General features: G+C 44.5%; 12 protein-coding genes and 1 other RNA gene. 7 read left to right on the top strand and 6 right to left on the bottom strand.

Annotated features, from left to right (window positions below):
- Nucleotides 1-139: 139 nt before the first annotated feature.
- From FJU10_RS13115 to FJU10_RS13105, 3 genes are all read left to right on the top strand, one after another.
- The gene (locus tag FJU10_RS13115) at nt 140-1,144 is read left to right on the top strand and encodes a class I SAM-dependent methyltransferase (protein ID WP_077452345.1); all 1,005 of its coding nucleotides are present in this window, start codon (nt 140-142) and stop codon (nt 1,142-1,144) included.
- Nucleotides 1,145-1,168: 24 nt separating this feature from the next.
- Complete coding sequence (locus FJU10_RS13110) at nt 1,169-2,353, top strand: acetate/propionate family kinase (protein WP_140966121.1); 1,185 nt, start codon at nt 1,169-1,171, stop codon at nt 2,351-2,353.
- A gap of 358 nt (nt 2,354-2,711) precedes the next feature.
- Nucleotides 2,712-4,172, top strand: coding sequence for a peptide MFS transporter (locus FJU10_RS13105; protein ID WP_005227746.1), 1,461 nt, complete (start codon nt 2,712-2,714; stop codon nt 4,170-4,172).
- A gap of 95 nt (nt 4,173-4,267) precedes the next feature.
- Here the strand turns inward: FJU10_RS13105 and abc-f are convergent, their stop codons facing one another.
- Entirely contained in the window at nt 4,268-5,851 is a 1,584-nt protein-coding gene (gene abc-f, locus FJU10_RS19780; protein WP_140966120.1) for a ribosomal protection-like ABC-F family protein, read from the bottom strand.
- A gap of 312 nt (nt 5,852-6,163) precedes the next feature.
- Complete coding sequence (locus FJU10_RS13095) at nt 6,164-8,164, bottom strand: KUP/HAK/KT family potassium transporter (protein ID WP_008382045.1); 2,001 nt, start codon at nt 8,162-8,164, stop codon at nt 6,164-6,166.
- Between the two features lie 270 nt (nt 8,165-8,434).
- Between FJU10_RS13095 and FJU10_RS13090 the strand changes: the two genes are divergently transcribed.
- Both FJU10_RS13090 and FJU10_RS13085 read left to right on the top strand, forming a co-directional pair.
- Complete coding sequence (locus tag FJU10_RS13090; protein WP_008382046.1) at nt 8,435-9,190, top strand: ABC transporter ATP-binding protein; 756 nt, start codon at nt 8,435-8,437, stop codon at nt 9,188-9,190.
- Nucleotides 9,191-10,771: an ABC transporter gene (locus FJU10_RS13085; RefSeq protein WP_140966119.1), complete on the top strand. Its 1,581-nt coding sequence runs from the start codon at nt 9,191-9,193 to the stop codon at nt 10,769-10,771.
- Between the two features lie 284 nt (nt 10,772-11,055).
- Here FJU10_RS13085 and FJU10_RS13080 read toward each other — a convergent pair whose 3' ends face one another.
- The 4 genes from FJU10_RS13080 to FJU10_RS13065 form a co-directional block, all read right to left on the bottom strand.
- Nucleotides 11,056-11,535, bottom strand: a complete 480-nt coding sequence (locus tag FJU10_RS13080) for a universal stress protein (RefSeq protein ID WP_008382048.1) — start codon at nt 11,533-11,535, stop codon at nt 11,056-11,058.
- On the bottom strand, nt 11,505-11,885 hold the full coding sequence (locus tag FJU10_RS13075) for a hypothetical protein (protein WP_223273065.1): 381 nt from the start codon (nt 11,883-11,885) through the stop codon (nt 11,505-11,507). Before FJU10_RS13075 ends, FJU10_RS13080 begins: the two co-directional genes overlap by 31 nt.
- Nucleotides 11,886-12,059: 174 nt before the next feature.
- Nucleotides 12,060-12,254: non-coding RNA, 6S RNA (gene ssrS, locus FJU10_RS13070), on the bottom strand.
- 85 nt (nt 12,255-12,339) lie between these two features.
- Complete coding sequence (locus FJU10_RS13065) at nt 12,340-13,617, bottom strand: replication-associated recombination protein A (RefSeq protein ID WP_008382049.1); 1,278 nt, start codon at nt 13,615-13,617, stop codon at nt 12,340-12,342.
- 216 nt (nt 13,618-13,833) lie between these two features.
- Here FJU10_RS13065 and FJU10_RS13060 point away from each other — a divergent pair, with 216 nt between their 5' ends.
- The gene (locus tag FJU10_RS13060; protein ID WP_140966118.1) at nt 13,834-14,532 is read left to right on the top strand and encodes a DNA-3-methyladenine glycosylase; all 699 of its coding nucleotides are present in this window, start codon (nt 13,834-13,836) and stop codon (nt 14,530-14,532) included.
- Complete coding sequence (locus tag FJU10_RS13055; RefSeq protein WP_140966117.1) at nt 14,468-14,956, top strand: DUF3013 family protein; 489 nt, start codon at nt 14,468-14,470, stop codon at nt 14,954-14,956. Before FJU10_RS13060 ends, FJU10_RS13055 begins: the two co-directional genes overlap by 65 nt.

The following is a 14,956-nucleotide window of genomic DNA, read 5'->3' as shown; positions in this document are numbered from 1 at the left end:
TCCTTTTTCATACAGAAATAGAAAAAGAATGTTTACAGCTTCACAAATTATTCTAAACGAAAGCGATTGATTATTTTGGATGAATCGGCTAAAATTAAACAGGTATATATGTTGTTATAGTTTTGAAAAGAGGTGCAAGATGTCCGCAGAAAAAATGGAAACGTCTTTTCATTTGACCGTTGAAGCGATCCAATTGCTTCAAAACGCATTGGAAACGTCTTTTTTTGATGCTTACGTAGAGACGATCGAAAATTTTGTTGATCAATACCAAGTTCGTGTGATCGATGGGGTACCTGATGAAGCAACTGCTGCTCGTTTAGAAACCATCTATCAAGAAATTCGAGCAATGGAACTATCGGCAGAAGAAAAACGCAAGCTTGCGCAGTTGGTTTTGCTCAAAGGCAGCCAAACGGAGCGCTTGCAGGCCAATCACCAACTGACACCAGATAGTCTTGGGTTTTTATTCGTTTATCTGATCGAGCAACTAAGCAGTGCCGATCAACCAGTGAAACTTCTGGATTTATCGGTAGGCATGGGGAATCTCTTATTGACAGTCTTGCTGAATCTACAATTAGCCAAGCGGCCAGTAGAAGGAACCGGTGTGGATATTGACGAAACCTTGTTGGCGATCGCAGCTGCAACGGGGGAATGGACCAAAGCGCCTTTGCATTTGTTCCATCAAGATGGCTTACAAGAGCTATTGATCGAACCAATGGATCTGGCAATCAGCGATCTACCGGTGGGCTATTACCCACAAGATGAAAAAGCCCAAAGTTTCATTACAGCGGCTCCTGAAGGACACAGTTACGCCCATCATTTGCTGATGGAACAAGCGATGAACTATGTCAAAGCAGGTGGGTACGGTTTGTTCTTAGTACCAAGCAACTTCTTGGAAACAGAACAGAGTGAATTTTTGAAAAAATGGCTGAAAGAAAAGGTTTATTTGCAAGGAATGATTCAGCTTCCTGAAGAACTCTTTAAAAATGAACATTCACGTAAAAGTATTTTGCTTTTACAAAACCATGGAGGGACAAGCAAACAAGCAGACGAAGTCTTGCTGGTCAAGCTAGCCTCACTGAAAGAACCAAAGAACATCACAAAACTTTTTGAACAATTTGCGGCTTGGAAAGCAGCAAATCTGTAATATAATTCGGATAAGGAGATCATCATGTCAAAAACAATCGCAATCAATGCTGGAAGTTCAAGTTTAAAATGGCAATTATATCAAATGCCAGAGGAAACAGTTGTCGCTAAAGGAATCGTTGAACGAATCGGTTTGAAAGATTCTATCTTTACCATCAAATATGGGGAAGATCAAAAATTCGAACAAATCATCGACATCAACGATCACGAAGTAGCGGTAAAAATGTTATTGGATCAACTGATCGAATTAAACATTTTAGGTGCCTATGATGAAATCACTGGTGTCGGCCATCGTGTCGTTCACGGCGGAGAAGATTTCCCTGATTCTGTTGTGATTACAGACGAAGTGATGGAACGCATCCAAGCATTGGCTGAATTTGCGCCATTACACAATCCAGCAAACTTGATGGGGATCACTGCTTTCAAAAAAATCTTGCCAGAAATCATTAGTGTCGCTGTTTTTGATACTTCTTTCCATGCAACGATGCCAAAACACAATTACCTATACAGCTTGCCATTAGAGTACTATAACGAGTTTAAAGTACGTAAATACGGCTTCCACGGTACAAGCCACCGTTATGTTTCTGAGCGTGCAGCAGAAATGTTAGGCAAACCAATCGAAGAATTAAAAATCATCACTTGCCATCTAGGGAACGGTGCGTCGATCACTGCGGTTGACGGCGGAAAATCAGTGGATACCTCAATGGGCTTCACGCCATTAGCTGGTGTAACGATGGGCACACGTTCAGGTGACATCGATCCTGCTGTTTTACCATATTTAATGGGAAAATTAGATTTGAACATCGATGAAATGGTGGATGTTTTGAATAAAAAATCTGGTCTATTAGGCTTAACTGGTATTTCAAGTGACATGCGCGATCTAGAAGCAAACTACGACAAAGAAGAAGTCAAAGTTGCTTATGATGTCTTTACTGACCGGATCCGTAAATATATCGGTGGCTATGTCACAACCATGAATGGCGTTGACGCGATCGTCTTTACTGCTGGTATCGGTGAAAATGATGCCCACGTCCGTAGCGAAGTCATCAAAGGCATGACTTGGTTTGGTTGCGAATTAGATGCCGATCAAAATGCAAAACGCGGCGAAGAATTAGTGATCTCAACTGAAGAGTCAAAAGTCAAAGTGCTTTTGATCCCAACAGATGAAGAATTAATGATCGCTCGCGATGTGGAACGTTTACGCGGCTAAGCCAAAGCAATCCTTAAATAGAAGAGGAAGCACATGCAAGAGAAAATACTTGCATGTGCTTTTTTGTAGGAAAATCAAAAAAAATGGTGTCAGAGGTAAAAATTGGTGAAGACCAGTTTCTAATTTTTTAAACAGAATATTTAATAATTATACATATGAAAAGTGGTTCATACTGGACTTATTTAGAAGGCTTCTCATTTTACTTTCATTTGAATTTAAATTTCCCTCCTTTTTTGTAGGATGTTCTCAGGGAAATACCCTTGTAAAAGTTGCCAAATGGGAATAAACTGGCATTTGTGAATTTTCAGAAAAATTCCGCTATTTTATTTTCATTAATTTTTATAAGGGGCCATTACATATGGAAAAAGAAAAAACATTCTTAGGTCAGCCGCGAGGGCTGTCAACTTTATTCTTCACGGAAATGTGGGAACGATTCAGTTATTATGGTATGCGGGCGATTTTGGTGTACTTCATGTACGATGCAGTTGCCAACGGCGGCTTAGGGTTGCCAAAAGGAACGGCTGTGGCGATCATGTCGATTTACGGTTCCTTAGTGTATATGTCAAGTATTGTTGGCGGCTGGATCTCGGACCGTCTTTTAGGATCAAATAAATCCGTCTTTTATGGTGGAATCTTGATCATGTTAGGACACATCGTCTTGGCAACACCTTTAGGGATTCCAGCGTTGTTTGTGTCCATGATGCTGATCGTCATCGGAACCGGACTATTGAAATCCAACGTGTCGGGTATGGTGGGGCATTTGTACAGCAAAGACGATATCCGTCGGGATGCTGGTTTCTCAATTTTCTACATGGGGATCAATATCGGTGGCTTGTTAGCGCCGATCATCGTCGGGATCTTAGGACAAGAGGTCAACTACCACTTAGGCTTTTCGATTGCTGCTATCGGGATGTTTATCGGTTTGGTGCAGTATTATGTGCAAGGAAAAACCACGTTGAAAAGTGTAGCGATCGCGCCAACGAATCCCTTATCGGCAGCCGAAAAGAAAACCTTCTTCCGAGCAGTCGTTCTGGTTCTTCTCGCATTGGCAGTGTTGTTTGGCGCAGCTGCTGCAACAGGCCATCTGACGGTTGATTTCTTCATCAACTTCATCAGTGTTCTAGGTATTTTCTTGCCGATCTACTACTTTACCAAAATGCTGCGTTCGAAAGATGTCACACCAGATGAAAAGAAAAAAGTGTTGGCCTACATTCCGCTGTTCTTGTCAGCGATCGTCTTTTGGTCCTTAGAAGAACAAGGCTCATCGATCTTGGCATTGTTTGCCGCTGACCGTACGCAATCAACGTTATTCGGCATCAATATTCCAGCAAGTTTGTATCAAACCTTAAATCCACTTTTTGTCGTCTTACTGACACCTGTCTTTGTCTGGTTGTGGACCAAACTAGGTTCTCGTCAACCCCGGACAGAAGTGAAGTTTGCCATTGGTTTGGTCTTAGCCGGTTTGTCCTTTCTATTGCTAATGCTGCCAAGCCTCTTGTTTGGAGTAGAAGAACGGGTCAGCCCATTATGGTTGGTATTGAGCTTCTTCATTATGATTGCGGGGGAAATGTGTCTTTCACCTGTGGGCTTGTCGGTGACGACCAAACTAGCGCCGAAAGCTTTCGAAGCACAAACCTTGGCGATTTGGTTGTTAGCAGACGCTTCTTCACAAGCCATCAATGCGCAAATCGCTCGGTTCTACACACCACAAACAGAAGGGATGTACTATGGCATCGTCGGCGGAGTAGCCGTTGTTGTCGGCATCATCTTGTATTTAGCTAGAAAACCGATCCGCAACTTGATCGGCAACATTCATTGATCAAAAAATAAAAACTTGATTTTCCGCCTATGCATGGATTGAACAACCCATGCATACGGTAGGAAAATCAAGTTTTTTTGTTGCGAATCAATGTCTTAGTCAATCAATGGGCTTAGTGGCTGGCGTGTGATCTGCTGCTGTGCAATGACCAGGGCTTCTTGGAAGTGCTGCTGCAAAAAGTAGCGGTCATGGCTGACTGCCAGCAGGGTTCCTTGATAATCTTGCAGCATTTCTTCAATTTCTTCTCGGGCATAGCTGTCGAGGTGATTGGTTGGTTCATCCAAAATCAGGACGTTGATTTTTTCTAAAAAGAGTTTCAGTAACGCCAACCGGATTTTTTCACCACCGGATAGATCTTTGATTCGTTTGGCCACATCACCTTGATAAAAACCACTTTTGGCTAATTGCCGACGAGCCGTTTCTTCGTTTCCTGTCAATGTATGGACGTAGGCTAATAGGCGGCTCTCGGGATCGGAAAACTGCAGCTGCTGGGGCAAATAGCCGATCTGTAAGCTGCTGCCGCGCTTGATAGTGCCGCCGCTAGGAAGCTCCTCACCGAGAAGTAATGTGAGTAAGGTTGATTTTCCGGTACCATTGTCGCCGATGATGGCTAGATGCTCCCCACGGTAGACCGCAAAACTGCTGTCTTTGAATAAGACTTGGCCGGCGTATTGCTGGTGCAAATCGTGAACGATGAACACCTCTTTGCCTGATTTTCCGCCATTTGCCAAGCCTTGCAGCCGATTTTTCGGGGGCGCTGGCGGTTTGACCAGTGTAAGTTTCGCTAGGCGGCGTTCCAATTCTTTGGCTTTTTTGAAGAAGGATTCATTGTCTCCTTCATGGCCCCACTGACGAAATCGACGAATCATGACTTTCAGTCGCTGGACTTCTTTTTGCTGCAGTTCGTAATTTTTGGTCAGCTCCGCCAAGCGAGCTTCTTTCAAGACACGAAATCGGCTATAGTTCCCAGGATACTCAATCAGGGCGCCTTCTTCCAGTTCCCAGGTCTTGGTGGTGACTTGATCGAGAAAGTGTCGATCGTGAGAAACGACTAGAACCGCTTTTTTCGTATTCTGTAAATAATTTTCCAACCAGCGGATACTTGAAAGATCCAAGTGATTGGTTGGTTCATCCAGTAACAGCAAGTCAGCATCGGTGACTAACACTTTGGCTAAAGCGACTTTGACCCGTTCACCCCCGCTAAGGTCTGTTAACCGTGCGTCCTGCCGATGGGGAATTCCTAACCCTTGTAAGATCGCGGAAATTCGGTCTTCTAATCCATAACCGCCCAGCTCTTCAAAGCGCTGCTGCAGCTCGCCATAACGGATCAGACACTTCTCTAAATCAGTATCGGGTTCTGCCATCAAGGCTTCGTAATGGCTCATTTGCTGTTTGAGTTCTTGAATGTTAGCTGCAGAATGGAGCAGGTAGTGGGTAACGGTTGCTTCAGAAACTGTCAGCTCTTGCTCGACCGTCCCGATCCTCAAGCCTTTTTGGCGGCTGATAACGCCGCTATCGACACCTTCACTGCCAGTCAAGATTTGTAATAAGGTTGATTTGCCCGTTCCGTTGATGCCGACTAGGGCAATTTTTTCCCCAGCTTCGATTTGGCAGGATAACTCCTCAAATAACGGATTCCCGCCGATGGTTTTTTTAATAGCAATTGCTTGTATGATCATGATCTCTCTCCTTGAGACCACTCAAAAAGGCCATGGATATCCATGGCCAGTGTTATTTAAACTCAGATTTTTAGAGAAAAATACCTTGAGATGGCCATTGATTTTACGTAAATTTAACTGTTTTGGACAGATTAGTCCCGTCAACAGCAACTGTAAAACCAATTGCATGGCTAAATGCGATATGGTATCGTTGGTAATTTTCATTACTTGTTATTTTAGTCATGCGCATCATGGTCGTTTTCCCTCCTTTGTGTCTTTGTCTTTTCAGTGTACCTGAAAGTATCAGAAAGTTCAACCAGGACTGGCGGTTTCTTAGCGTTCCTCGATGCGTAATTCTGTCAGAGAGCTTTCTTTCATCTGACCGATGACCAAAGGAACGGTCTCATGAACCACATCGCTGTATTCTAAGCCGAACCAGCGTTCAGGTGAAATAGTATGGCGTTTGATAAAAAGCTTCGTCTGCATGACTTGCTTCTGCCATTTGCTTAATGCAGTTGCATTCGACAGCTCTTCTTCGATCATCACGAATTGGAAATCACCCACATTGCGTCCAGGCGTTAAGGAATAGCGTTGCGGCTGCAGCGGCAAGCGACCATCTTTCATCAATTCTTGAATGATTTGGCGAATGTAGAGATTGACTTCTTGCGGCACCCGAAAGCCGAGATAAAGCTTTAGTTTAACGATAAAATCGGTATCTGCCATCGAAACTTCATATTTTTTCGTATAAGGTTCATCGGTGACTTCCACATTGACGAACCAATACACTTTGGCACGCTTCGGCCGTTTGTCTAAAATGGAATAGATGAACTGCTGACCGATCTGATCGTCTTGCAGTTTAGGAACCATGAAGACGACGTTCGTCTGAGATAATGGCAAAGAATCATCTTCCCGCAACTGTTTCAATTGAGGGATGTAGGTAGAAAGTGCAACTTCTTCGGCAGCATTTTCTTGAATACGATTGCCCCATTCCCAAATCAGCATCACACCGATGATCACGCTGGCTAATAAGATGGCAACGTAACCGCCATGGAAAAATTTCGTCGCACTAGAGATAAAGAAAATGCCTTCGATCGCTGCAAAAAAGAGCGTGATGAACGGTGCCAAGAAACGGGTCTTCTTGTTTTGGTGCAAGTAGAAATACAGCAAAATAGTGGTCATCAACATCGTTACCGTAATGGCCAATCCATAAGCGGCTTCCATCCGAGTAGAGGTCTGGAAGAATAAGACTACGCCGGAACAGGCGATCCACAGCAAGGTGTTCAAGGCAGGAATATACATTTGCCCGATAGACGCCCCCGGATAGATGATTTGCATCCGCGGCAATAGTTTCAACTTGATGGCTTCAGAAACCAAGGTAAAGGAGCCAGACAGCAGAGCTTGCGAAGCAATGATGGCAGCGAGTGTGGCGAAGCTGACACCAAAGACTGTCCACCCTTGCGGCAACGCTTGGAAAAATGGATTCAAGTTTTCGATTTCTTGATAAGTCGGGTTTTGATAGACTTGCAGCAGCCACGCCGCTTGACCAAAGTAATTCAGCATCAAGCAGATTTTGATATAGGGCCAGCTAGCATAAATGTTTTTCTTACCCACATGACCTAAGTCCGAGTAGAGGGCTTCCGCACCAGTAGTCGCCAAAAAGATATTGCCGAGAATAAAGAGACCAGCGCTGTTATCGGGACTAAAGAGCAGATTGATCGCATACCGGGGGTCAAGGGCCCGAATCACCGAAAGGTCACCGGCAAAGTTCATCACACCGACGATGCCCAAGAAGGTGAACCAGCCTAGCATGATCGGTCCGAAGGCTTTGCCGACAAACTCAGTCCCAAAGCGCTGCAGGGCAAAGAGGACCAATAAGATTGCTAAGGTGATGCCGACGATGATCGATTGGTCATTGCCGAAGCGATCAAAAAAGGCTGGAATTCCCCGTAATCCTTCGATGGCAGTGGTTACGGTCACGGCAGGCGTCAATACCCCATCTGCTAGCAGGGCTGCGCCCCCGATGATCGCTGGAATAATCAAGTAGCGGCTGTTTTTACGAACTAAGGTATAAAGGGAAAAAATCCCGCCTTCTCCATGGTTATCCGCGTTTAATGCGATCAAGACGTACTTGATCGTCGTTAACAAGGTCAGCGTCCAAAAGACGAGCGAGACGCTGCCTAAGATAAAATCGGGCGTTAAGGTGCGGAGTCCGCCATTATCCTCCACCAGGGCTTTCATTACGTAAAGTGGGCTCGTACCGATATCACCGTAGACCACCCCCATGGCGACTAAAAGTCCGCCGGCGGTCACTTTTTTCATTTTACTTGAACTCATTGACTGTTTTCCCTCCATTTTAAACTGCAAAAAGACCTAAGCGGCCCCTTGCCACTTAGGTCTTGCAAGAAACATCTTAAACCAGCGGATTCCCGCTTGCTGTTGATCTAAGATCATGGAACGATCCATGTGCTACTCCCCTAAAGTGCTCTTATTATCTTTGTTTTTGCAGCTCCTGTCAATTGATTTGATAAAAATGGCAATAAACATTTTTCTTTTACTGCTTTTCAGCGTAAGATAACAATAGGTATGGAATAAGGAGGCAGGAAAATGATTGAGATCAAGAATCTGACGAAACAGTATGGACCCAAAAAAGCATTGTCTGATCTTTCCCTGACGATTCGTCAAGGGGAGATCTTTGGCTTTCTGGGACACAACGGGGCAGGGAAGTCGACAACGATCAAAAGCTTAGTTAGTATTTTGCAACCGACGAGTGGGGAAATCTTTTTTGACGGTCAATCCCTCGTGGAACATCGGGAAGCGATAAAAAAACAAATTGCCTATGTGCCGGACACGCCAGATTTGTTTTTACAGCTGACGGCTGGGGAATATTGGGACTTGATTGCCGCCGCGTATGAAGTACCAGCAGCGGAAAAGGCCGAGCGTTTGCAAAAATTAGGGCGCTTGTTTGATATGCTGTCTCATGAAGAAGAGACCATCGCTAGCTTTTCCCATGGAATGCGACAAAAAACGCTGCTGATTGGGGCATTGATCCCCGATCCGGACATTTGGATCTTGGACGAACCATTGCAAGGCTTAGATCCCCAAGCAGCGTATGATTTAAAAGAAATGATGAAACAGCATGCTGCCAAGGGCAAGACCGTGATTTTTTCTACCCACGTCTTAGACACCGCCCAGCAGTTGTGTGATCAATTAGCGATTTTGAAAAAAGGTGAGCTGCTGTACAATGGCTCAGTGGCAGATTTGCTGGCACAGCATCCGTCGCTTTCTTTGGAAACAATCTATCTGCAAATGACTGGGAGAAGTCAAGAAGAAGCGATTCTTGCAGAAGCGGAGGAAGCGTAGATGCGAAAACAACAATTTCTGACGCTGACCTCCGTTAATTTGCGGTATGCCAATCCCCAACTAACAGACAAAGCCCGCAAAAAAGGCAAGGCTGGTTCGACCTTGACCAGTTATTTGTTGTTTCAATATGCGCTTTCTGGAGTGGTGTTTCTGCTAGTCTATGGTTTGACGATGATCACATTGGATTTTAGTCAGATGCCGGGCTTTTTTACCTATTATGTCGCTTTGTTCGGAATCTTAGGCTTTTCCCAAGGGATTTCGTCCATTTACAATGTCTTCTTCGAAAGTCAAGATCTGCCAGCGTATTTGCCGCTGCCCTTTCGACAGAGTGAAATTTTTCTGGCAAAGATCGTGGTGGTATTTCTTACCGTTGCGCCGTTTATTTTTCCTTTGTTGGTCTTATTTCTCCTGACAGGGATTCGGGCAAACGTCTTTTTCTTGCTGACGGTCTTATGGGCGTTCTTGCTATTCGGCTTGTTTTTAGTCCTGATCTTCAGCATTTGCAGCTTGATCGTCTTCAGCCTGACGCGCACCAAGTTTTTCTTGAAGCATAAAAAATTGGTCACTAGTTTATTGCTAGGCGTGACGATGCTGGTTGTTGTGATCGGGGTCTTAATGATGAATCAGGTGAATACCTACGAGGCAGACGTGGTAGACCGAGGAGCGATCAGCTTTTTATTGCCCTTTTATTATGTGATGGTGGCGCCGTTTCAAACAACTGGTTTGCTTAGCTTGCTAGGGATCATCGCCACAGCAGGCGTGTTGCTTTTTGCCCTCTATCGGTTGATCTTGCCGAAGTTTTATGAGCAAGTGGCAGCCGCGGCGCCTAACCAAGGGAGTGTTCGTCGGAAACATAAACCCAATCAAGGCTTGGGCCAGCTGTTGTTTAATTACAATTCGCAGTTGATCCGTGATCCGAATTTGATCATGCAAGTCTTTTCTTCCTCGTTACTGATGCCCATCATTTTTTTAGTGTCCTTTGTGTTTACTGGGGTGGTTCAGTTAAGTGAATTGGATGAGCGATTTATCGGTGTTGTTTTCGTGGCGGGGATCGCCTTGGCGGCACTGATGGTCAACCCGACTTCTTTTATCAGTAATTTGATTTCATTGGATCAGGAGAATTTCTTGTTTGTCCGCTCCTTGCCGCTATCGATGAAGCGCTACTTGCGGGAAAAATTCCGCTTTGGCGTCGTTTTGCAGCTGAGCTTAACGGCAGTCATCGTGCTGGCAGCAGTGCTTTTATTCAAAATGCCGCTGATTTTGGCTGTCTCTTTTCTAGTCGGGGCACTTTGGAGCAGTTTTCTTTTGTGCTTGAAATATTTTGCTCGGGATTATCGATTGCTGCTTTTGGATTGGACCAATATCAGTCAATTGTTTACGAGAGGGGCGGGGAGTCTTGGGTTAGCCATTGGAACAGTCGCAACGCTATTTCTTTCCGTCATTGTTATCATCCTTTATGGCTTTGCTGCGACTTCGATTGATTTTTGGTTATTGAATGGTCCGGTTTTCTTTGTGATCCTCTTGACCAGCGTCCTTTGGATAGCCCATTATGACCATAGATTTTGGCGTCGTTTTTCCTAAGGGAAGCGACGCTTTGCTTATTTTATTTAAGGATGGATAAATTAACTATTTATTCAGAAAATTCAGAAAAACTATTTACAATCAAAAGGAAACATGGTTAGATAGGAGTACCTATTACTTTGCTTTCATTTTTTGCTGTACAAGTTTGGATAACCGACTTGTCAAAGAGCTGTGACCAAAGGCAAAAAGACCAATGAGACCTAAGTGCTCGTTGACTCTTTTGCTTTTGTCACGGTTTTTTTTGCACAAAAAAACCTGCCGTTCGTCGGCAGGTCGTCTAGCTATCAAGCTTTGGTGTGGTCTTTTTCTGGGATTTTGTTTTCTAGATCTGTCCGCACAACTAACACATCACAGCCAGCATGGCGAATGACATACTCAGACACGGAACCGATAAAGATTCGTTCCACGGCATTTAAACCAGTGGCACCGATCATAATCAAATCGATGTTGTGATCTTCGGGCAATTGTTTGGCAATGATTGGTTTTGGCGAGCCGTATTCAATTACTGTTTTGACTGCAGTTACTTGGTGTTTGCGGGCATAATCCTCATAGTCTTTCAAAGTTTGTTTGGCCATTTCGGTTGCTTGCTCAGCAAGCATGCCGTCAAAAGAAGAAACGGTTTGAAAGGCCCGAGTGTCGATCACATGTGCTAAAACTAATTCAGAATCATTCCGCTGTGCCACATTCACGGCTTTTTTGAAGGCTAATTCTGACTCGCTAGACCCATCGACGGCTACCATGATTCGTTGATATTGTTGTAACATAAGAAACACTCCCATCTGTTATCTTCTACTTTTATTGTAATGCTTTTTTCTGGAAAAAGAAAACCTAATCTTCCTTTTTTTTCATTTTTTTGTGCCAGCAAGATGCTGAATGAAGCGGAAGAGAGCAGCAACAACGCCAAATAAAACAAGGCAATCAGCTCTCTATCGACAAAGCCCACAACCAATGCCACTACGCCTAAAAGGAAATGAATGAGGCTATAGGTTTTTAAGAAGACTTTATTCGCCTCAGTAGTAGGGATCAAAGTGAAAAAAATCGCTTGTTTGGCATAAAGCAAATAACTGGTGCCGAATAATACGAGTGCCACGATCGTAAATAATAGAAGAATCATAAACATACGCCATCCTATTCTAAGTTGATAGGTTTAGTATAGCGAACCCTAGAAAGAATAGCAAAAGCCACCCTTACTTTGATATCAGATGGAGGACGTTGCACGGTTTCTAACGGCTAGAAAACGCAAAAAAGCCATCTGTTAAAAACAGATGGCACATTCTAAAAAGAATGGGTAATATCCGTTGATGCCGTTCTTTTTCCCATAGTATTGATCCCGCAAATTCTAGCAGGTGGGTTCCACGGTCTAAGCTTCGAACTACCAAAGGAAAAGGCATGTTACCAGCATTGACACAAGACGGATCCCAAGATATCAATAAAAATGTTCGGTCAACACACAAAAGGGACAACTCGTACATCACAGAATTCCCACCCTTATAGTAGCATAGGAATGACGAAGGTGCAATAAAGTTGTTTGAAAACGATACCAAAAAGTCACTATTTTTTCTAAGCACCTAGTTTTTTTTCTTTCGTTGCTGCAATTGTTGGTACCGTTGGCCCAACGCTTGCTCGTATTTACCGGTGGCTTTCGGTTGATAATAGTGGGTACCTTTTAGCTTATCAGGTAAATATTGCTGATCGACCCATGCATCATCAAAATTATGTGGGTATTGATAGCCAACTCCTCGATTCAAGCTTTCGGCGCCTTTGTAATGACTGTCTCGTAAATGATCCGGGACATCTCCAGCTTTACCGCTACGAATATCTGCGATCGCTGCATCCAATGCCATGTAGGCCGAGTTGGATTTTGGTGACAAACATAGATCGACCACCGTATCGGCCAAAGGGATCCGAGCTTCCGGCAAGCCCAAACGTTCAGCGGCTAACACAGCATTGACGGTTCGAGCAGCGGCTGCTGGGTTAGCTAAACCGATGTCTTCATAACCGATGACCATCAAGCGCCGACAAATGATCGCCAAATCGCCTGCCTCTACTAAACGACCTAAGTAATGCAGCGCACCATCCACATCGCTGCCGCGAATCGATTTTTGAAAAGCAGAGATCACATCATAGTGCGCATCCCCATCTTTATCATGGGTCAATGCTTTGCGCTGTACGCACTCTTCGATGATCGCTAAGGTCAAATGAATAATGCCGTCTGGTCCTTTTGGTGTGGAACGGGCAGCGAGTTCTAAGCCATTGAGGGCGCTTCGTAAATCACCGTTGGTCGCTCGCGAAAGATGCAAGCGGGCATCATCGGTCAATACGATGGTTTCTGATCCAAGTCCGCGAGTTTCATCTGCTAAAGCTTGATCAATGGCGGTCAAAATATCTTCTTCTTGGAGCGGTTTGACTTCAAAAATCTGTGTCCGACTGCGAATCGCTGGATTGATCGTAATGTAGGGATTTTCCGTCGTGGCACCGATCATAATAATCTTGCCGCTTTCTAAATGGGGCAGTAAAAAGTCTTGTTTTGTCTTGTCTAGTCGATGGACTTCATCAAGCAATAAAATGACAGTACCGCTCATTTTGGCTTCCTCTGCCACGATTTGCAGGTCTTTTTTTGTATCTGTGGCGGCGTTCAGCATGCGAAACGCATAGCGTGTCGAGCCGGCAATCGCACTGGCAATGCTGGTTTTTCCGGTTCCCGGCGGTCCGTATAGGATCATCGAAGAAAGCATTTTGGCTTCGACCATTCGGCGAATGATTTTCCCCGGGCCAACCAAATGCTGCTGTCCGACGACTTCATCTAAGTTCCGTGGCCGCATTCGATAAGCAAGTGGCTGCTGCATAAAACGATCCTCTCCTTTTCCTGTAAGTATAACATAAGAACGTACATTCTCATAAACAAGCTGATTTGCGTCCTTACGAAAACAAAAGGGCGCGTATTTTCCACTCAGTCAGCAAAAAACAGGTTCGTTGAAAAGAAATCGTTGAGATCACCGCAACTCTGTAGTCAAAGATAGTAAGTTGACCGAGAATTGTGTAGAATAAAGAGGGTGATGAGAATGGATGAATTAATGGCACTTTTTGCGACACAGCCGACAACGACCATCGCGCGTGCCTTATTAGGGATGTATTTGGAACATGAGACCCCAAACGGAAAATTAGGTGGGTATATCGTGGATTGTGAAGCATATCTAGGTCCCGATGATCTGGCGGCTCATAGTGTGGGCATGCGAAACACACCTAGGGTTCGGGCGATGTATCAGGAACCCGGCACGATTTATTTATATACGATGCATACGCATCGAATCGTCAACTTTATTACGCAACCAAAAGGCATCCCACAAGGAATCATGATTCGCGGGCTAGAACCGGTGGATGGGATTGACTTGATGGAACAACAGCGACAAAAAACGGAACCGGATGTAGCCAATGGCCCCGGGAAACTAGTACAGGCACTACAGATCCCAGCTGAGCTTTACGGAGAATCGGTTTTTACGAGTCCGCTGCATTTGGTTCCTGAGCGCCGACGTACCCCAAAAGAAATTTTGGCATTGCCTCGAATTGGTATCCCGAACAAAGGGGAGTGGACTCAGATGCCGCTTCGATTTGCGGTAGCTGGTAATCCTTATTTAACAAATATACGAAAAGCCGCTGTTCAGCAAGATCATGGCTGGCTAGAAAGAAGGAATAGTGATGGCGAAAGAAACGATATTGACTTACTTAGATCAGCGATTAACGAAAAAAATCTCCGATTATGATGTGGCGATCGATTGGGATGCCAAAAATCATACCATCGAATTGGTGTTGCGCTTGTTTGCCGAAAATCCTCAACAAGTCCAAATCGACGACGCGCAAGGTGTGGCATCAGAGGAAGCGATCATTGAATTTGAAGATGGGATTTTGTTGTATGATCCACAAAAATCAACGTTTGATGAAGAAGATTATTTAGCGACGATTCCTTATGCAGGAAAAAAAGGGATCCCAAAAGCGTTGTTAGACGGATTGGTTGATTACATTCAAGAAATTTTAGAAGAAGGCCAAAGCGATCTGCTTGATTTCTTGAACGATGACAGTGAAGAAGCGATCTTTGAATTGCGATTCAACGAAGAAGCATTTGTGGAGAAAATGACGAACTATCAAGCCGGGGCTGGGGAAACCATGATCCCGTACCCTAGTTACTAA

It is taken from the genome of Enterococcus sp. OL5 (assembly GCF_006491895.1).
GTDB lineage: Bacteria > Bacillota > Bacilli > Lactobacillales > Enterococcaceae > Enterococcus_D > Enterococcus_D innesii.
Note: the sequence above shows the minus strand (reverse complement) of the source record. Positions and strands in the feature narration are given on the sequence as shown.

Bases quoted from the DNA above. Each gene is read 5' to 3' on its own strand.
- FJU10_RS13090 (WP_008382046.1), top strand. From the start codon at position 8,435: ATGATTGAGATCAAGAATCTGACGAAACAGTATGGACCCAAAAAAGCA.
- FJU10_RS13085 (WP_140966119.1), top strand. From the start codon at position 9,191: ATGCGAAAACAACAATTTCTGACGCTGACCTCCGTTAATTTGCGGTAT.
- FJU10_RS13055 (WP_140966117.1), top strand. From the start codon at position 14,468: ATGGCGAAAGAAACGATATTGACTTACTTAGATCAGCGATTAACGAAA.
- FJU10_RS13115 (WP_077452345.1), top strand. From the start codon at position 140: ATGTCCGCAGAAAAAATGGAAACGTCTTTTCATTTGACCGTTGAAGCG.
- FJU10_RS13075 (WP_223273065.1), bottom strand. From the start codon at position 11,885: ATGATTCTTCTATTATTTACGATCGTGGCACTCGTATTATTCGGCACC.
- FJU10_RS13105 (WP_005227746.1), top strand. From the start codon at position 2,712: ATGGAAAAAGAAAAAACATTCTTAGGTCAGCCGCGAGGGCTGTCAACT.
- FJU10_RS13110 (WP_140966121.1), top strand. From the start codon at position 1,169: ATGTCAAAAACAATCGCAATCAATGCTGGAAGTTCAAGTTTAAAATGG.
- FJU10_RS13080 (WP_008382048.1), bottom strand. From the start codon at position 11,535: ATGTTACAACAATATCAACGAATCATGGTAGCCGTCGATGGGTCTAGC.
- FJU10_RS13065 (WP_008382049.1), bottom strand. From the start codon at position 13,617: ATGCAGCAGCCACTTGCTTATCGAATGCGGCCACGGAACTTAGATGAA.
- FJU10_RS13095 (WP_008382045.1), bottom strand. From the start codon at position 8,164: ATGAGTTCAAGTAAAATGAAAAAAGTGACCGCCGGCGGACTTTTAGTC.
- abc-f (WP_140966120.1), bottom strand. From the start codon at position 5,851: ATGATCATACAAGCAATTGCTATTAAAAAAACCATCGGCGGGAATCCG.
- FJU10_RS13060 (WP_140966118.1), top strand. From the start codon at position 13,834: ATGGATGAATTAATGGCACTTTTTGCGACACAGCCGACAACGACCATC.